Below are 18878 nucleotides of genomic sequence, written 5' to 3' on the forward strand. Positions count from 1 at the left end.
GGAGGAATAAAGATGACTAAAAAGAAAATAAATTTAACTAAAAAAAATATTTTAGTAAGTATACACGTAATTGCATTTTGCGCTTGGTTTGGAGCAACATTGAGTCTTATTTTACTAGGCTTTTACTTGAAAAATGCAGAAAACGGAAGTCAATTAATCTATACATTATCAAGCATGCATATCATCGATGAAACATTATTAAAATTTCCTGCACTTGCTACACTCATTACTGGAATATTATTATCTATTTGGACCCAGTGGGGACTGGTTAAATATTATTGGGTCGTGATTAAACTTGTTTTAACGATTTTAATTATTCTTTTGGGGATCTTTTTTATAAATGATTGGTTTGCAATATTAATTAAATACGCTAATCAGCTTGGAATAGATGCGTTATCCTCTAATGACTTTAAGACATCTTGGTTATCTATTATTATTACAGGTATATTTAACTTAACTTGCATGACTGTAATGACCATTGTTACGTACTTTAAACCATTTGGTAAAATTAAAAAGAATAAGAAATTGGAAATGATTAAATCATGATCAACATGTGGCAATACTTTTAGAAGTATTGCTTTTTTATTTCCATTAATTTTTGATATGCACTTTTTAATTTTAATTTAATAGCATAAATATGAGGAAAATATAAAAAATTATATTGTGTCACTAAATGTATAAATTTTGAAAACGATTATGGGCAATATGACATTTGTCATATCTAACATATGACGCCTGCTACTACCATTGTATATTCTAACTATTTATAATTAGGATTACATCTTAAAACTAAGTATTGAATTAAGAAAGGAAATAGTAAATGTCACAACAACAAAATCAAAAGAATTTGCGAAAACAAATTATCCCTTATGAAAAATCAAATTTAAAAGCTAGTGTATGGCAAATGATTAACACCTTTGTACCATTTATTATTTTATGGATACTTGCTTATAAAAGTTTATCCACTTCAATTTTTTTAACATTGATTTTTGATTTAGCTGCAGCCTTATTTTTAATTAGAATCTTTATTATTTTTCATGATTGTTGTCATCAATCATTCTTTAAAAACAAGACAGCTAATAAAATTTTAGGAACCATTACAGGAATTGTTACTTTATTTCCTTTTAGTCAATGGAAGCATAGTCATTCAATTCATCATGCAACGAGTAGTAACTTAGATAAACGAGGCGTTGGTGATATGTGGGTTTTAACTGTAGAAGAGTATGTTTCAGCATCTGTTTGGACGAAGCTTGCATATAGACTATATCGTAACCCATTGATTATGTTTGGATTTGGACCAATTTACATTGTACTCATTACAAATCGTTTTAACGCAAAAAATGCAAAATTAAAAGAGCGATTAAACACTTATATAACAAATATTGCCATCGTAGGATTATCAGCGTTATTTTGTTGGCAAATCGGATGGGAAAACTTTTTAATCATTCAAGGGCCTATCTTTTTCGTAAGTGCAGCACTTGGAATATGGTTGTTCTATGTACAGCATCAATTCGAGGATTCTTACTTTGAAGAAGACGAAAATTGGGATTATGTTAAAGCAGCAGTTGAAGGAAGTTCATTTTATAAGCTTCCGAAATTATTGCAATGGTTAACTGGAAATATTGGTTATCACCATGTGCATCATTTAAGTCCTAGAGTTCCAAATTATCACTTAGAGGATGTTCATAATAACACATTACCATTACAAAACGTTCCAACAATTACACTGAAAACAAGTCTATCATCTTTAAAATTCCGATTATGGGATCAGGAAAATAAAAAATTTATAAGCTTTAAAGAGTTAAAAGCAATGTATAATGTAAATCGCGAAAGTTCAGACTCTGTCTGAGCTTTTGATTTATGTCTTTCAATCAATAAACTTAAACAAAACGAACAGTCTGGAATTATGTTAAAATTAAAAATGATTCAATTTTTTATTTCTAAAAAAAGAGGACAACTTCATGTTAAAAAGATATTTCATTTTTTTAAAAAGTACTGGAATTTCTCCATATATTTGGACTGTTTTAAGTATCTTGCCATTTTATTTTATATTTCTTTCATCTCCCTCGACAATTGAAATTGTTTTTGGCGTCATACTAACGGTATCATTTTTTGTTTTATATAGAATCGCATATATTTCAAAAGGCTGGTCAATTTATTTATGGTCAAGCATTTTGATTAGTATTTCAATCATTATGACAATTCAATTTAGTTATGTATACTTTGCTTTTTTTAACGCTTATTTAATCGGTAATAAGAAAAACCGCGTTACTTTTTTAACTTTATATATTATTCACCTAGTAATCACAACAATTTCTATCAACCTTACAATTATATTTCAAGAAGATTTTATGATTAAACAATTACCATTTGTTGTCATCACTTGGATCAGTGTTATTTTATTGCCTTTTAGTATTCATAGTCGAAATGAAAGAGGCCAATTAGAAGAAAAACTGGTAGATGCCAATAAAAGAATTTCTGAACTCGTAAAGTTAGAGGAGAGACAAAGAATCGCGAGAGATTTACATGACACTCTTGGTCAGCGACTTTCCTTAATAGGACTTAAAAGTGATTTAGCACGCAAATTGATTACAAAAGATCCTGAACAAGCACAAAATGAAATAAGAGATGTACAGCAAACTGCAAGAACAGCATTAAATGAAGTTCGGAAGATAGTATCTCAAATGCGAGGTATTCGAATTAAAGATGAGATCATAAGAGTGAAGCAGATTTTATTAGCAGCTCAAATCGAATTTGAATGTGATGAAGAGTTAACGCTTACGAAAGTATCACTTTTAACTGAAAATATTGTGAGTATGTGTTTAAAAGAAGCTGTTACAAATGTAGTGAAACATAGTAAAGCAACAAACTGTTCAATTTCTTTACATCAAACTAACCATGAACTAATCATCAGCGTTAAGGATAATGGAATAGGATGTACAACAAAGGATAATTTCACAAAAGGCTATGGTCTGATTGGAATGAGAGAAAGACTTGAGTTTGTAAACGGTACTCTAGATGTCATGAATCAAAATGGGACAACTATTATAATGAAAGTACCAATTGATGTAAAACAGATTGAAAAGGAGTAGCTTAAATGATTCGAATAGTGATAGCTGAAGATCAGCGAATGCTGTTAGGGGCCTTAGGTTCTTTGCTAAATTTAGAAGACGATATGGAAGTTGTTGGAAAAGCATCTGATGGAGAACAAGCCATTTCACTTGTAAGTCAATTGCAACCTGATATTTGCATTATGGATATTGAAATGCCAAATAAAACTGGACTTGAAGCAGCAGAAGAATTAAAAAAATTTGATTGTAAAGTCATTATATTAACAACTTTTGCCCGTTCTGGATATTTTCAAAGAGCATTAAAAGCCGGTGTAAAAGGTTATTTGCTGAAAGATAGCCCAAGCGAAGAATTAGCAAGCTCGATACGTAGTATTATGAATGGGAAACGAATTTATGCTCCTGAATTAATGGACGATGTTTATAGTGAGGGGAATCCTTTAACAGAACGCGAGATAGAGGTATTAAACCTTGTAGCAGACGGAAAAAACACTAAGGAAATTGCTGATGAATTAAGCTTGAAAACTGGCACCGTACGAAACTATATATCAATGATTTTAGATAAATTAGAAGTTAAAAATAGAATTGAAGCCATTAAACAATCAAAAGAAAAAGGTTGGTTTAAATAATATCAGACTATCCGATAAACTCGTTATCGAACAGTCTGACTTTCTATACTTTCATACTTGTATAAAAAATGAAGCGATTCAATTAAGAATCGCTTTTTTTATTTTCAACATGATCATTGTAAACTTTTAAAAAATAAATCTAGTTCAGCATTAAATTTATCCGTTTCTTCTAAGAATAATAAATGACTACTATTGTAAAAAGGGACAAACTTAGCGCCTTTTATTTTACTTTGTATATATTCACCTGCAGCTAATGGAAAAAAACCAGCGCTACCAAAGCAAATTAAGGTTGGGACATTTACATTTTCCAGTGTTTCACGATAATCTACTGCAGTTTGATTAAATACGATTGTACTTGCGATTGAAGCAGGCAATCGGTTCATTTCTTCTAAAATCCATTTATGATCATCCGGATCAGGTTTTTCTTTAAACATCCCGTATATAAATTCACTATTAAAGGTATGTTGATCTTCTTGAATAGATTGCATAACATTTTTTAAAATATTGAAATCAAAAGCGCCAAATTCCCAATCTGGCCATATAAAATCTGACGCAGATTGGTCAACAATCGTTAAAGCTTTAATTTGTTTTGTTCCAAACTGATTTACATAATCCCAAAGTACAAACGCACCCATCGACCATCCAACTAATATAACATCTTTTAATTGTAATTTATCAATAAAGTATTTAAGATCCCTAGCATATTGAGCTACAGTGTGACCATCCATAACATGTGTTGACTGTCCGTGAGCACGTAAATCAAGTGTAATGACTCGATAATTTTCTTTAAAATAGGGTACTTGTTTATAGAAAAATTTACTACTCATCATCACACCATGTATAAAAATGACCGGTTGACCTTCACCAAACTCTTCATAATGAAGTTTCGTATTTGCGTTAATTTCAATATAAGGCATGAAATGACCCCCATAATTCGAATTATATTCATTTTCTATTCATTCATAATTTATTACAAATGAAAATAGATAATGCCTAAAGTAAAAGGTGAAAAGGGGAAATAACGAAACAAAAAAGGGCAGTGGAGCATTAAGTCTCACTAACCCTTAGGAAGTATTTATTTCATTGGTTTTAAAGCGTTGTAACGATCAGCTGCTTTTTGATCGTCAGTCTTTTTAAAGTCATAGTTATAAATAGCACCTTCAAAGTCACCATACATCGGATTTGGAAGTTGAATATATTTAGTACCTAAATCTTTTGCAATTTTATCAACATTATTGTAACGAGTATTTAAATCTGCTTTATAGAAAATATCAGAAAGATCGTTTGCATTGTCACCAATTAACATTACAATTTCATGCGTTTTCGCAATCTCTTGTTGTCTCGGTCCTTTTTGAGATGTTGTTGATTTTAATAATATGTGCTTTTCATCTACATTAGGTAATCCATGTAATTTCATATTTTTAACTGTATCAGCACGTTCTGCTTCTGTTCGGTTAGAAACGTAATAAATATCTACTTTTAATTTTTTTGCTGTTAGTAAGAAATCCTTCGCTCCTGGAATCAATTCCGCTTTAGCCATATGAATCCATTCATCCCAACCTTCAGGATATGCAACATTATTTTTAATTGTCCATGCAGTGTGAGGAGAGTTGTCTAATACTGTTTCATCAATATCTAATACAACTGCAGCAGGTTTAACTTTTTTCTTATTTTTCTTATCCTTAGCAATCTTCTTAACCATTGTTTCTGCAAGCTCTTCTTTTGCTACATTGTACGATTGAATTTGCAATGCCTTATTTTCTGCAGATGTTTGGAACCAGTTTGTAGCCATTACTAAGTGTTCTTGTGTACTTTTTTGCAAATCCGCACGACTAATATTTATTCCTGCAAGAGACCCAACGGCAAATGCAGCAACGATTGAAGCTGAAACTAATGTTTTTTTCATGATATTCTCCTTTTGAAAAGTTTATTTTATTAGAAACGTTTTTACGTCACCAATCTAAATAAAATGATAAGCGCTTTTATTTTTTCAAAAACTTAAGAAAAAAAGTCGTAAAATCGACAGATATTCCCAACGTTGTTTTTTCCAAAATCCTACAAAATATACAAATTTACTATTCACTATAGGAATTTTTTTAAAAAAATATCATTTACTATTAAACTAATTAATGTTAATATTGAAAAAATTATTTTGCGATGAAGAGAAGAGTAGATAAATGATTTCTTTGCAGAGAGCTCCGTAAGCTGAAAAGGAGTAAGAATGATTTATTGAAGCAAGTCTCTGAGCTTCACATTGGAATCAGAATTTCTAGAGGATAATGTGACAGGTGCTCCTGTTATAGAGCGTAGGTATTATATATTAAAATACCTAAAGAGGTTAATATGGTGACATATTGACAAACTGGGGTGGTACCGCGACTTTCAAATCTCGTCCCCAAGACAACGGTCTTGGAGGTGAGATTTTTTTTGTTGGGAAGTTTTCATTCTTTTACAAATTAAGTCAGGGGGTATATGATGTTTAAAAGTAATTATTTCAATAAACAGAAGTCCATTTTTATTTTGTTATCAAGCATTGGACTGTCAAATATAGGTGCATGGATTTATTTCATCGCACTTAATTTAATTATTCTTGATACAGCTTCTTCAGCATTTGCTGTCTCAATATTATATATTTTAAAACCATTAGCTACTTTATTTACTAATTTTTGGAGCGGTAGCATGATTGATCGAATAAATAAACGAAAAATCATGATTACTCTAGATATTATTAGAGGACTATTGATCATCATCTTACCTCTGATTTCATCCTTGTGGTTTCTTTATATTATTGTTTTCTTTATTAATATGGCTGGAGAAATTTTTTATCAAGCATCGATGATTTATATGACCAAGTTTGTACCAGAAGGAAAAAGGCAACGATTTAACTCATTTCGTAGTTTAGTAGGTTCTGGTGCATTTGTAATTGGTCCATCAGTTGCAGGTTTACTTTTTATGATGGGTTCACCAGCTTTTGCAATTATCATAAATGGTATGACATTAATTTTGTCTGGCGTATTAACTTTCTTCTTACCAAATATTGAGAAGGAAGAAAAGCAAGGTTTCTCGAATACAAAATTTGGGTTCAAAATACTAAGAAAAGATTGGCATCTAGTTATTACATATTGCAAATCACAAATGAAAATGGTGTACATATTTATACTTTTTTACTTTATTATCATCATGACAACAACAGTTGATTCACTTGAAGTAGCTTTTTCAAAAGAAGTGTTGAATCTATCAAATACAAAATACGGCTTTCTAGTAAGTATAGCTGGAGTAGGATTTGTAATTGGGTCTGTTGTTAATTCAGTTTTTGCGAATCGATGCGACTCTAGCAAATTAATAGGTTATGGATCTATATTTTTATCCTTTGGTTATCTCATTTACTCATTTTCAAATGAGTTTAAAATTGCTTCGTTAGGATTCTTTTTACTTTCATTTGCGCTATCTTTCGCAAATACTGGATTTGATACGTACTACCAAAAACAAATACCTGTCGAAATAATGGGAAGAGTTGGTAGTCTATTTGGTATTTTACAAGCATTTTTCATCATAATTTTTACAATCTTATTTGGATCCTTAACAAATAGTATTTCTTTACAAAAAATCGTCATCGGTGCTTCAATCTTTTTATTTTTAATTTCAGTGATCTTACTTTTAATGATTCTATTTTTTGCTGAGAAAAGATTAATAAAAACGAGAATGACTTATTTCCCAAAGAAAAAAAACTATCTGTAATTTACGTGTGACATGTTTATGTTGTTCAGAAATCTGATTAATTAGAAAAATGAATAATTTATGTTATTATTATAATTTCTAGTATTAATTTAATAAAAAATATTTATATTTTAGGAGAGTATAATAATGAAAAAAGTATTATTGTTTGTTTATGACTCTTTTGCAGAGTTTGAAATCTCAATATTAATTACATGTTTAAGGGGCAAAGGAATACAATTAGAAACTTTTTCAATAAATACTAATGATATACCGATTATTTCTGCAGGGAATTTAAAAATTTTAACAGACCATTCGATTAAAAATATTAATAGTAATGATTATGAAGCTTTATTAATACCAGGAGGCTCACCATATCCTTTATTAGAAAATGAATTACTACTTTCGTTAATAAGAGATTTTTATACTAACAATAAAATGATTGGTGCAATATGTGGTGGTCCAGCATTATTAGGAGCAGCGGGCATTTTAAATGAAATAAGCTACACAGCCTCTCTTTCCAAAGAAGATACAGAGTACACAGACGTGTTAAATTGGACAAATAAACGGGAAGATTATCTTGTGATAGATCAAAATGTTATTACAGCAACAGGCTCAAATTATTTAAAATTTGCTGAAGAAGTGTTGCGTGCACTTGGAACAATTTCAGAAGATGATAAAGAGCCATTAAAATACTTTGCAGTTCCTTCAATAAATTAAAAGAGACGATTCTTAATTGGAATCGTTTTTTTACTTTAATATTCATTATATTTATACGTAATTATATTGCTGTAACGTAAGAGGCTGATGACTATAAAAGATATCTCAACCACAATTGCCGATCTAAAAAGAAACTTGCCATACACGCCATTAATACAATCAATTTAAGATAAGAAAGTAAAAGTCATTTTTTAAAAGGAATAAAAAGTTAAAGAATAATGTTTTCATGGTAAAATATGGTGAAGATTGCATTCTTTATCTGTTTGAGTAAAATGTGAACAAAGATTGGTACAAACTGATTTACTTATAACTATTTGAGTCTTAATTATAATGCGATGAATATTATTCAGGTCTGCTCAAATTAATAACAATTTTTTAGTGGGGAGATAATTTTATGCCGATTTTATGGGGAGTAATAGCAGGTGTGTTAACTTTTATATTCTCGAAAAACCATTCATTTCAACCAATATTTATTACAAATATATTATTAGGAATAATTGTAGGACTGTTATTTGAGCGTAGAAATTTGGAGAAGTAATACGATAAAATAATCATTCTATACAAAAATTAGGAGAAATACATATGAAAATATTAGTAACTGGCGGAACTGGTTATATAGGAAGTACTGTGTGTTATGCATTAATTGATAACGGACATATTCCAGTCATTTTAGACAAAAATAATCGCTCGGATTTTACTTTTGACAAAATTTTTTATCAAGGAGATATTTCAGATAAGGAGTTACTGAAGAAAATTATTACCGATCATCCAGATATAGATTTTACAATTCATCTGGCAGCGATGACGGTTGTTCCTGACTCTGTTAAGGATCCAAGTGATTATTATACAGAAAATGTGACAAAATCAATTGCTTTATTTACAAACTTAAAAGAATTTGGGTATCACAAAATCGTTTATAGCTCATCTGCATCTATTTATGACGATCCAATTGATTTGGTCGTAACAGAAGAATCACCATTAAACCCAAGAAGTCCCTATGCTAGAACTAAGTTTATGACTGAGATGATTCTCGAAGACTTTTGCTATGCATATGGTCTTAGTGGGATGTCATTGCGATATTTCAACCCAATAGGTGCAGATCCGAAAATGCGTACTGGTGCAACAATCAAATTTCCTTCTCATTTACTAGGTAAGTTATTAAAATCCGTATCAGATGAAGGGGAAGTATTTAAGATTACAGGTACGAATTGGCCAACAAAAGATGGTACAGGCATAAGAGACTATATTCATATTTGGGATTTAGCGATGGCTCATGTAAAAGCTGTTGAAAACTTTGAGAATGCATTTGAACTTTCAGATGAACCTCAAAAACCGTATCTCGTCTTAAATATTGGAAGAGGCGATGGGATAACAGTAAAGGAATTTATTTCTATTTTTGAAAATGTATACGGAAAAACAATCGAAAAAATTGAAACTGAACCTAGATTAGGTGACGTTGCTGGGGCTTTTGCAAATGTTGAAAAAGTAAATAAACTATTAAATTGGTCTGCGTCATTATCAATAGAAGAAGGCGTAAAAGATGCGATGAAATGGAATGAACAAAGAAATCATAAGTAATTTTACTATCGCCTAATAAAATTGGCGTTATTTGTTATTCGATAGTTTTTAATGTTCGGGGGATATAAATTTGCTACATATTTATTTAACAAGACATGGTGAAACAGAGTGGAATATTCAAAATCGATTACAAGGATGGAAGGATTCTCCTTTAACTTCAAAGGGTATCAATGATGCGAAGGCACTCAGTCAAAAAATCTCAGCAATTCGTTTTCAGTCTATTTATTCAAGTCCAAGTATGAGGGCTTTGAATACTGCAAAAATCTTATCAGGAGAAAATGATATTCCGATCTTCCTCGATGAAAATTTAAGAGAAATAAATTTTGGTGATTGGGAAGGAAAAACGAAATCTGAAATTACTGAACGATTTGAAAAAGAGTTTTCATCACTATGGGAATCTCCAAGTGCGTATAACCACCTACCTCATAATGGAGAAAGCCTAAAGAATGTAAGAAAAAGAGTTGAAGAAGTATTAAAAAACATTATTGAAACAAATAAAGACGGAAATGTTTTAATCGTTACTCATGCAGTCATCGTTGCGACTATTATTGCATACTTTAAAAACTCGCCTATTGAAAAACTTTGGGATATCCCATTTGTACATGGTACTTGTTTAACCCATATAGAAATAGATGTTGAAAATGAGCTTTTAAACCTTAAATTACTTTGCGACACGGCACATTTACAAGAAAGCTAGTAATTTAAAAACACCCCAAAACATAAATAACGGGTTCGGTTTGAGAGTACAAAAGAGTAAGCAATACATTAAATAGCAGTCCAATTAGCAACTTAAATGGACTGCTTCTTTTTATTAATATAAAATGGGTTATTGGCAAATTGAAGGTTATATATGCACTTGTCAATCAGGTGCAAATTTAATTATGATTCCAGTTGCTAATTGTGTTTTTGTGCTTCAAAACCGAACCCGTTAAAAAATAAATTAGCGGTGTTTTTTTATAAATTATATCGTTTTATAAGATTTCATAGTATCATCTTGTTTATTTGCTTCCTTATCAATTACTTTTATTAATAAAATCATAACAATCACATAGATTACATCAAGAAAATACATCATGAGTTCCATATAGGTTGTTTGTAACATCATACCTAACATAGCTCCCATCATTCCGCCCATTATTCCTGCCGTTATACCTTCTAGAGCTGCCATTTGTGAAATTGGCCTTCCAGTTAAAAAACCGATTGACATGCCAATCATGACTGAAATAATAGTAGGAATGGACAAATCTGTTGATTGAAGCATGATTCCTAAGACTGTACCAATTGTAACACTAGCCATCATCGAATTCGTCATACTAGCCATTTTACCTACCGTGCATGAAAGTTTATTTTTCTTTTTAGTTGAGACAATGATGACATAACTAGATAATAGTACTGTTAATATAATACTCGCCCATTCCAGCACTTAAATCATTCCCTTCTAGTGAGGTAATCCTTGGTGAATTAGAGAAAAATAAGAATCGTTTATTATTTTTTTGATTCAACTCATTAATATGAGCATGAAATGTAAGTATGAATAAAAAGAAAAAAAGATAGTAATTTTAATAATACTATCTTTAACCTATACTATTAATCTACAACTATATAAGCAATCATCGGAGCGGAATCTTCAGTTGTTGAGTGGGTATCACAAACTAATCGATAAGTACCTTCTTTTTTAAACTGCACCGCAACTTCTGTTGTTTCGCCTTTCTTTACTACCCCAGAAACATTAGTACCTTCTATATGAAAATGATGTTCCATACCATTAATTCCATGCAATTTTAAAACAACTCTTTGATTCTCCTCAACATTGATCGTCCCAGGATCCCAGCGATAAGCCTCAATTTCTGAACCATTATTAAGTTTGGTAGAAAATTCACCTGTAACCATATGTATTTCAACAGTTTCTAATGGTTTTTCTTTTGCTGTAGTCTCTACGGTTTTAGGGAATAAATAATACAAGGCACTTAAACCTATTACAATGAAAACAAAGCTAAAAAGAAGCCATTTTTTCTTAATGACAACAAAATGCATAATAGTTCCTCCTAATCAATTCTTTTTAATAGAATATGCAAAAGGGATGGAGAACTTGTCTAATAAAAAGGCTCTGTTAATATTAATTGTTGATTTTAACTTAATATCTTAAGAGTATGAAAAGAGAATAGCCTGTTCAAGCGTAATCGGAATAGAAGGTGCGAAGACTTCTATGGGAGTTGCGTGAAACTTGAGACCCCGGAGGCCAAGCAAGGTAGGAATGCTAAATCGTAACGCATGCATGATCCACATCGTGTGGACCCTCGGGCTCAGGGTCGTCACGCCCCATGGAAAGCGTAGTACCTGGAATGGAAATCAACATTCTTTTTTTAACAGATCCATTTAAAAAGAAAATTATGCATGTCTATAAGAAATATTATATTTTTACATGTTTACTATTTAAAGATTATTAAATAGTCACATAATAATATATAATGAGAATGTAGTCATCTAAATTACGGAGGGATACGATGTTTAAAAAAGTATTAGCAAGACTTGGGATTGGCGCTGCAACAGTAAATACTATTATACATACAAAGGATTTATATCCAGGTAAACAAGTTGAAGGAATAGTAGAAATCAATGGTGGATCAGTAGCTCAAGAGATTAATCATATCGCACTTAAATTAAAAGCTTACGCTAAAAAGAAAAGTGGAGACGGTGAAGTTTCAGTAAAGATTCAATTACATGAAGAACGTGTTAGTGGTAAATTAACAATAGAAGCAAATGAACAAAAATCAATTCCATTTTCATTCCAATTACCATACTATGCACCAATTACAATTGGACATGGGCAAGTATGGATTGAGACGGATTTAGATATTGATCTAAGTTTTGATCCGACAGATGTCGACTATTTAAAAATATATGCACATGAAGAGTTATCAAATTTTGTTGAAGCATTTAAATTGTTAGGCTTCAGGTTACGCCAAGTAGAAGTAGAAGCACAGGATGGCCGTTTCTATCAAGAATGGGAATTCGTTCCAAACTCAAAAAGAGAATGGCGCTTCGATGAAATCGAGTGCATGATCGAACCGAATAAAGATGGTTTATTCATGAGAGTTGCTGTAGACAAAGCAGGTTCACACCGCGGTTTGGCTGGTCTATTACAAGAATCTTTAGGCTTAGACGAAAAGAAAACTGCACTAACATTTACAAATACTCAGCTAAAAGATGCACATTCAGTAGCATCTACTTTAAGAGCTTTCTTACAACAATATAATTAAGCATTAAATGATTTAATAATAAAATAACAAACAAAATGGCAACTAATTTAGTTGTCATTTTTTATTGATAAAATTATTTTTTTGCATCAAACTTTAAAGATGGCCCGGAGATTTTATGGAATGAGCAAAAAGATATCACTTCGCCGATATTTATAAGCGAAATTTGGATTCTAATTTAAAAAAATTACGAAAAGACCAATTGGGAGATTATTCTACTCTTTGAATATTTAGTTCATAAATATGTTCTATGATTTATTGTTAAATAACTCTATTCATTAAGTTCGTTTTACACTACAATTAAAATAATAATTGGATAAATTTTACAAATTTCTAGGAGAATCTTGATGAATTCAAACGTAAGAACATTTAAATTTATATCTGGTGGTTTTGAAGCAATTTTAGGGATACCGATCCTTGGTGCTTCAATCGTAATTGGATTTGGCTGGTTTCCACTTGTAATAGCATTAATCATTCATATAATTACGTTAGTATTAGCAAAAAAAGCTGGTTTAACGGCATATGGGAATATTTTTGGGATCATTACTTCTTGTTTAGCATGGATTCCTGGGCTTGGTTGAATTTTACATGTGCTATCTGCAGTATTTATCCTAATTGGCGCATTCCTACAAAAGTCCAAATAAAAGCCAGTACATTAGATTAACTATTAAGTATGTACAATCGAAATACTATTATGTCTTTAGAAGTACAGAAAGTAGGGATATATTGGTTTTTTTCTTGTTTAGTATCTTTTTAATCCTTTTTGTATTAGGTATTCTATTATTGGTAAAAGGATTAATTTTAAAAGGAATATTATTTTTAATTGCTAGTATAATTTTCTTAATTTTTACCATTTTGTATTATGAACGTAGAAGAAAACAAAAACATAAGTATAAGAAAGATTGTGATTGTAGTGATGCTTTTATTCCAGATTGCGATGTATTAGATTGCAACCTTCGCAAAGGCAATTTAGACTGTACACCAGATTGCGACTGTAGTCCTGATTGTTCAAATTAGTGGGTGATATAAATGATTTTATTCCAATGGATACCATGTCATCGTAGAATAGATCGTTCGATCAAAATATCCAATTATACATTCCCACTTTGTGCTAGATGCTCTGGCATAGTTATGGGCTATTTATTACTACCTTTATTATTTTTACAATCACATTATTTAAAGTGGTGGTTAATTCCATCACTAATGATTCCACTTCTTATTGATGGTTTTACGCAAAAATGGAAGTGGAGAGAAAGTAATAATAGTTTACGAATCATCACTGGCATATTATTTGGAATTGCTCAGTGTATATTAATTGTTAAAACTGTTATATTCCTATTGAAGTATCTTTCATAAAAACCTTACTCATAGCATAAAGGATAAAGAGAATTAGCCGTGAATTGTTTTCCTTTTGATTGGTTAAAGTAATCTTTAGATGCTAGTAAGGAGGTTATGAAATGGAAGATACACATGAGTTTGTTGAAAAACTCCATGAAAGACAAAAGAAAGACCAAAAAAATAAAGAACATCAAGGTAATGGTACACCTAATGAGAAGTTACCAACTAAACAACACGGAACAAATAAATAATCTAAAGACTGTTGAAAACGCGCGTTTCTTCGTTGCTTCGCCTACTTGAGGTGCTGAGGTGTTCATTACTGTCAAAGGTAACTCCGCTCCTCATCAGGCTACAGAGCTGCTTAAGACATGCGTTTTCAATCAGTCTGAATCTCTTGAATTTTAGACTTTGTACATAAACTACAGCCATGACATAATAGTCATGGTTTTTTAATTGCATGAACCATAAGGTTGTTGATCAAAAAAAGTATTTGAACATAAAAATTTTAATAAAAAAGAAGACTAAAAATAGTCTTCTTTTTTCGATTTATCCATTACCATCTGTGGGCCTTAGCATTACTTTTTAAGATGATTGTATTTTGTGAAATCATCGTATGTCCATTAACTTGAGACTTCGCATGCTTTGGTCTTGTCCAGTTATGGTAGAACTTCTGAGATTGTGGATCCAAATGATTTTTTAATGTCATGTTTGATTCACCTCTAATGAAGTATTGGATATCTCTGATATTCTAATGAATATCATCATTAGTATTTGATTTATTTACAAATTAATGCAGAAAGTATTAAAGAAGTTTCAACTCTTATAATAGAATCATTTAGAAGTTTGTAGTCATTTTGTATTGGCTATTGAAAAAAAATTGGTGAGCTTAAAAATTGAAAAAAGGATTTCCACTTTATAATATGTAATAGGATATACTTTTTTGAATCAGTATTTAACGATTTATTTATTATTAATAGAAAATGAATAATATTTAAAAAATTTAATAGTTAAGTATGTGAAAAGAGGATAAAATTTAGTAGGATTAATTTAATAAGTTTGTGAAAAAGGGGTGATAAGAGATGGATATTCAAAATGAATTACTTCAATTTAAAATGGATATAGGTATTAAAAAACCAGAGAATATTGTGAATAAAACCGTGAAATGTCCATTTTGTGATCGAGAAAATTTAACAGATATATTAGATACTTCTGGGTCAATCATTTATCTAAAAAATAAATTTCCAACACTAGAAGATACATTACAAACAGTGATCATTGAAACTGATGATTGTGATGGAGATATTTCTAAATATTCGCAAAGTCATATGAACGAGCTTTTAAATTTTGCTGTTCAAAAATGGGAAGAAATGGAGAAAACGGAAGAATTTAAATCTGTCATTTTTTATAAAAATCATGGTCCACTATCTGGTGGTACATTAAATCATCCTCATATGCAAATTGTTGGTTTAAAAAACATTGATTATAAGAAAAAGATTACGGATATCTATTTTGAAGGAATTAAAATTTTTTTAAAAGAGGGCGTGGAATTAAATATTTCTACTCATCCAATGATGGGTTTTAGAGAATTTAATATCATTATTGAAGATCGTTCTTATTTATCTGAAATGGCTGTGCTCTTACAAATCGTTACACATTATTTATTAAACAATTTTTATAATGGTTTAAATAGTTATAATTTATTTTTTTATAAATGGAATGGGAAAATCATTTGTAAAGTAATTCCACGTTTTGTCGTTTCTCCATTATTTATTGGATACTCGATTTCACAAGTTACCAATCAATTGGATGTACATAAAAACCAAATTTTAAAACTTTATAAAGCTGAATTATTTCAGATAAGTCATTAAAAAAGATGTTTACAATTTTTGTAAACACCTTTTTATTTTAGGCTCTGTTATAATAGAATATTGATTTTCATTACAGTTACATCGCTTTAAAAGAGCCTTATTTTATAATTGGTTTTTGATGTCGTTAATTTGTTCAAGATGGCGTTTTTCATGTAACCCTATAAATGGAATCCATTGCTTTAAATTTACTTGACCAAAAGCAGGGTGAGGAAATCCTTTGTCCTCAAGATAATGATCCTTTGTTTCTTCTACAAACATATGTAAAGCATTTCTTGAATTCGTTAATTTTTGCTTCATTTCTTCTAAAGTCACAAATTTGTTAGTAGGCACGAAATAGGTTGGTGCATTAAATTTAAGCGTTCGATCTAAGGTTAAATGGATTGGTTTTTCTGAAATTTCTTCAGAAGGTGCTGTGTTAAATGTTTTTGTCATCATTTTTACTAGTCCAGCTTCCATTAGATATAAATGATCTAATACTTGCATAATTGACCATTGATCGTCATTCACTTTTTTATTTAACTGATCATTTGATAATTCTTCAACAGCCTCAAAAAGTTCGTTTCGAATTTGAATATTTTCTTTCATTGTTATACCCTCATTTCATTTATTGAAAATCTATAAGTCTAAAAAATAGAACGGATAAAAATAAATGGCTAAAAATAAACCAAATACATTCATCTATATTTCTATATGTACGTTTGCTTCAAAATATATTAAGCCATTACATTGATGATCGATTTTACATTAAACTCTGTTTTATATGTAATGATTCGATATGAGAGTTAAAGTGTCTTGATAGTAACTAACGGACTTAAAGTGTTTGAATTTAGACTAAACCTAGATATATCTTAACAAGATTAGTTTATAAATTTTGTAAAAAAATGTCATAAAAAACTTTATTTACCACAAATATATGATGAAAATTTTAGACAATTTACAAGGTTGAATGAATTTGAACGGAAATGAAAGTTTTTGAAAGATTTTGATTGTATTTTTGATTTTTCTACTTTATACTAAACATATCGAAAGGATGATTCATATGTTAACACCTGAAAGACAACAGCTAATTATTGACATGGTGAAGGAACACGGAGTCGTAAAGTTACGAGATATTGTAGAAGCTACAAACACTTCAGAATCAACCATCCGTCGTGATTTAATTGAACTTGAATCCTTACAATTATTAAAAAGGGTACATGGTGGAGCAGCATCTTTAAATAGTAAAGCAACTGAGTTAAGCATGACAGAAAAAACAACCAAAAACGTTCAAAATAAAAAATTAATTGCATCATTAGCAATGTCCCAAATAAATGAAGGTGATTGCATTTATTTGGATGCAGGAAGTACTACATTTGAAATGATCCCTTTGCTTAAAGGCTTAGATGTTACTGTAGTCACAAATGGTTTAATGCATGTCGAAGCTTTATTTGAAAATGAAGTAACAGCCTATCTTTTAGGTGGAAAAATGAAAGGGCATACAAAAGCATTGATCGGTAATATGGCCGCTGAGAATCTTCAAAGTTTTCGTTTTGATAAATGTTTTATTGGAACAAATGGCGTTCATCCGAAGTATGGCTACACAACGCCAGATCCAGAAGAGGCATTTGTGAAGAAAACTGCCATTTCTTTTTCAGAAAAAAAGTATATTCTAGCTGATTATAGTAAGTTTTCAGAAACGTCATTCGCAAAAATCGCCGATATACATGAAGCAACTCTGATCACGGATGAACTAGATGAAGAACTAACTAGCACATATGAGAAATTTACAACATTAATAAAGGTAGTGAAATAAATGATTTATACTGTAACACTTAATCCATCAATTGATTACATCGTAAATGTTGATAATTTTCAAATAGATTCAATCAATCGTATGATCAGTGACCAAAAGTTCCCTGGTGGGAAAGGAATTAATGTATCTAGAGTTTTAAAAAGACTTGATGTAACTAGTATTGCTTTTGGATTTATCGGTGGGTTTACTGGTGATTTTATTGAAAATGTATTAAAAAGTGAAAGTGTATTATCAGATTTTGTAAGAGTAGCAGGTGACTCACGTATCAATATTAAATTGAAGTCGCAATTTGAAACCGAAATAAATGGTCAAGGTCCCACAATATCAGAGCAAAATTCAACTGATTTCTTCAAAAAATTAGAACAGATACAACCAGGAGACTATTTAATTCTAGCCGGAAACATACCGAGTTCATTAGAATCTAATCTATATGAAAAAATTGCAAAATGGGGAAATGAAAAAGGTGTAAATATAGTTGTTGATGCAAGTGGTAAAGCATTATTAGATGTTGTAAAACATAAGCCATTTTTTATCAAACCAAATCATCACGAACTTGGAGAATTATTTGACGTTACAATATCAACTGTTGAAGAAGCAATTCCATATGGTAAAAAACTCCTTGAGTTAGGTGCAAAAAATGTAGGTATATCTCTAGCTGGAATGGGCGCTATTCTCATGACAGAAAAAGATATATATGTATCAAATGTACCAAAAGGAGAAGTTATTAATTCTGTTGGTGCTGGAGACTCACTAGTTGCTGGTTTTATTGGGACTTACGTTAAAACAAACGATAAAGTGACAGCCTTCAAAACAGCAGTTGCTGCAGGAAGTGCAACGGCCTTTTCATCAGATTTAACAAATAGAGATAAGATTGAAGAACTAATCGATCAAGTGAAAATCGAAAAGAGATAAGG

22 protein-coding genes, 1 pseudogene and 1 other annotated feature are annotated in these 18878 nt (G+C 30.6%); of the genes and pseudogenes, 17 read left to right on the forward strand and 6 right to left on the reverse strand.

What is annotated here, in order from left to right:
- Positions 1–12: 12 nt before the first annotated feature.
- The 4 genes from ABID96_RS09900 to ABID96_RS09915 all read left to right on the forward strand — a co-directional run bounded on the left by ABID96_RS09900 (position 13) and on the right by ABID96_RS09915 (position 3697).
- Entirely contained in the window at positions 13–546 is a 534-nt protein-coding gene (locus ABID96_RS09900; protein ID WP_192601864.1) for a hypothetical protein, read from the forward strand.
- Positions 547–820: 274 nt separating this feature from the next.
- The gene (gene desA, locus ABID96_RS09905; RefSeq protein WP_192601865.1) at positions 821–1849 is read left to right on the forward strand and encodes a Delta(5) desaturase DesA; all 1029 of its coding nucleotides are present in this window, start codon (positions 821–823) and stop codon (positions 1847–1849) included.
- A 112-nt stretch (positions 1850–1961) separates the two neighbouring features.
- Positions 1962–3092, forward strand: a complete 1131-nt coding sequence (locus ABID96_RS09910; protein ID WP_192601866.1) for a sensor histidine kinase — start codon at positions 1962–1964, stop codon at positions 3090–3092.
- A 5-nt stretch (positions 3093–3097) separates the two neighbouring features.
- Positions 3098–3697 carry a response regulator transcription factor gene (locus ABID96_RS09915; RefSeq protein WP_192601867.1) on the forward strand — a complete coding sequence of 200 codons (600 nt, stop codon included), beginning with the start codon at positions 3098–3100 and terminating at the stop codon, positions 3695–3697.
- A 113-nt stretch (positions 3698–3810) separates the two neighbouring features.
- On the opposite strand, the gene ABID96_RS09920 is transcribed toward ABID96_RS09915, so the two are convergent.
- Together ABID96_RS09920 and ABID96_RS09925 are read right to left on the reverse strand one after the other, a co-directional pair.
- A complete protein-coding gene (locus ABID96_RS09920) occupies positions 3811–4614 on the reverse strand; it encodes an alpha/beta fold hydrolase (protein WP_192601868.1) in 804 nt (267 codons plus the stop codon).
- A gap of 158 nt (positions 4615–4772) precedes the next feature.
- Positions 4773–5603, reverse strand: a complete 831-nt coding sequence (locus ABID96_RS09925; protein ID WP_192601869.1) for a 5'-nucleotidase, lipoprotein e(P4) family — start codon at positions 5601–5603, stop codon at positions 4773–4775.
- A gap of 242 nt (positions 5604–5845) precedes the next feature.
- Positions 5846–6097 (forward strand) — a binding site (T-box leader).
- 75 nt (positions 6098–6172) lie between these two features.
- On the opposite strand from ABID96_RS09925, the gene ABID96_RS09930 reads away from it, so the two are divergent.
- From ABID96_RS09930 to ABID96_RS09950, 5 genes are all read left to right on the forward strand, one after another.
- On the forward strand, positions 6173–7435 hold the full coding sequence (locus ABID96_RS09930) for an MFS transporter (protein WP_192601870.1): 1263 nt from the start codon (positions 6173–6175) through the stop codon (positions 7433–7435).
- 126 nt (positions 7436–7561) lie between these two features.
- Positions 7562–8131, forward strand: coding sequence for a DJ-1/PfpI family protein (locus tag ABID96_RS09935; RefSeq protein WP_192601871.1), 570 nt, complete (start codon positions 7562–7564; stop codon positions 8129–8131).
- Between the two features lie 394 nt (positions 8132–8525).
- Entirely contained in the window at positions 8526–8669 is a 144-nt protein-coding gene (locus ABID96_RS09940; RefSeq protein ID WP_192601872.1) for a hypothetical protein, read from the forward strand.
- 44 nt (positions 8670–8713) lie between these two features.
- Positions 8714–9709, forward strand: a complete 996-nt coding sequence (galE, locus tag ABID96_RS09945; RefSeq protein WP_192601873.1) for a UDP-glucose 4-epimerase GalE — start codon at positions 8714–8716, stop codon at positions 9707–9709.
- A 70-nt stretch (positions 9710–9779) separates the two neighbouring features.
- The gene (locus tag ABID96_RS09950; protein ID WP_192601874.1) at positions 9780–10406 is read left to right on the forward strand and encodes a histidine phosphatase family protein; all 627 of its coding nucleotides are present in this window, start codon (positions 9780–9782) and stop codon (positions 10404–10406) included.
- Positions 10407–10670: 264 nt separating this feature from the next.
- Here the strand turns inward: ABID96_RS09950 and ABID96_RS09955 are convergent, their stop codons facing one another.
- Together ABID96_RS09955 and ABID96_RS09960 are read right to left on the reverse strand one after the other, a co-directional pair.
- Positions 10671–11132 carry a hypothetical protein gene (locus tag ABID96_RS09955; RefSeq protein ID WP_192601875.1) on the reverse strand — a complete coding sequence of 154 codons (462 nt, stop codon included), beginning with the start codon at positions 11130–11132 and terminating at the stop codon, positions 10671–10673.
- A 164-nt stretch (positions 11133–11296) separates the two neighbouring features.
- On the reverse strand, positions 11297–11743 hold the full coding sequence (locus ABID96_RS09960) for a cupredoxin domain-containing protein (protein WP_192601876.1): 447 nt from the start codon (positions 11741–11743) through the stop codon (positions 11297–11299).
- A 470-nt stretch (positions 11744–12213) separates the two neighbouring features.
- Between ABID96_RS09960 and ABID96_RS09965 the strand changes: the two genes are divergently transcribed.
- The 5 genes and pseudogenes from ABID96_RS09965 to ABID96_RS09985 all read left to right on the forward strand — a co-directional run bounded on the left by ABID96_RS09965 (position 12214) and on the right by ABID96_RS09985 (position 14555).
- Positions 12214–12969: a sporulation protein gene (locus ABID96_RS09965; RefSeq protein WP_192601877.1), complete on the forward strand. Its 756-nt coding sequence runs from the start codon at positions 12214–12216 to the stop codon at positions 12967–12969.
- A gap of 98 nt (positions 12970–13067) precedes the next feature.
- Positions 13068–13148 (forward strand): annotated as a pseudogene (locus ABID96_RS09970) (hypothetical protein); the annotation flags it as partial.
- 165 nt (positions 13149–13313) lie between these two features.
- Entirely contained in the window at positions 13314–13547 is a 234-nt protein-coding gene (locus ABID96_RS09975) for a hypothetical protein (RefSeq protein ID WP_192601878.1), read from the forward strand.
- A gap of 448 nt (positions 13548–13995) precedes the next feature.
- The gene (locus ABID96_RS09980) at positions 13996–14322 is read left to right on the forward strand and encodes a DUF2085 domain-containing protein (protein ID WP_192601879.1); all 327 of its coding nucleotides are present in this window, start codon (positions 13996–13998) and stop codon (positions 14320–14322) included.
- 101 nt (positions 14323–14423) lie between these two features.
- Entirely contained in the window at positions 14424–14555 is a 132-nt protein-coding gene (locus ABID96_RS09985) for a DUF4023 domain-containing protein (RefSeq protein ID WP_087998004.1), read from the forward strand.
- A 302-nt stretch (positions 14556–14857) separates the two neighbouring features.
- On the opposite strand, the gene ABID96_RS09990 is transcribed toward ABID96_RS09985, so the two are convergent.
- Positions 14858–15010: a YpzG family protein gene (locus ABID96_RS09990; RefSeq protein WP_087998003.1), complete on the reverse strand. Its 153-nt coding sequence runs from the start codon at positions 15008–15010 to the stop codon at positions 14858–14860.
- A 379-nt stretch (positions 15011–15389) separates the two neighbouring features.
- Between ABID96_RS09990 and ABID96_RS09995 the strand changes: the two genes are divergently transcribed.
- Complete coding sequence (locus tag ABID96_RS09995) at positions 15390–16172, forward strand: DUF4931 domain-containing protein (protein WP_483301350.1); 783 nt, start codon at positions 15390–15392, stop codon at positions 16170–16172.
- Positions 16173–16274: 102 nt separating this feature from the next.
- Here the strand turns inward: ABID96_RS09995 and ABID96_RS10000 are convergent, their stop codons facing one another.
- The gene (locus ABID96_RS10000; protein ID WP_192601881.1) at positions 16275–16757 is read right to left on the reverse strand and encodes a DinB family protein; all 483 of its coding nucleotides are present in this window, start codon (positions 16755–16757) and stop codon (positions 16275–16277) included.
- A 454-nt stretch (positions 16758–17211) separates the two neighbouring features.
- On the opposite strand from ABID96_RS10000, the gene ABID96_RS10005 reads away from it, so the two are divergent.
- Both ABID96_RS10005 and pfkB read left to right on the forward strand, forming a co-directional pair.
- Complete coding sequence (locus tag ABID96_RS10005; RefSeq protein ID WP_192601882.1) at positions 17212–17964, forward strand: DeoR/GlpR family DNA-binding transcription regulator; 753 nt, start codon at positions 17212–17214, stop codon at positions 17962–17964.
- Positions 17965–18876, forward strand: a complete 912-nt coding sequence (gene pfkB / locus ABID96_RS10010) for a 1-phosphofructokinase (protein ID WP_192601883.1) — start codon at positions 17965–17967, stop codon at positions 18874–18876. It abuts the gene before it with no gap.
- Positions 18877–18878: the final 2 nt, after the last annotated feature.

Source organism: Gottfriedia sp. OAE603, assembly GCF_040543965.1.
Taxonomy (GTDB): Bacteria; Bacillota; Bacilli; order Bacillales; family Bacillaceae_G; genus Gottfriedia; species Gottfriedia solisilvae.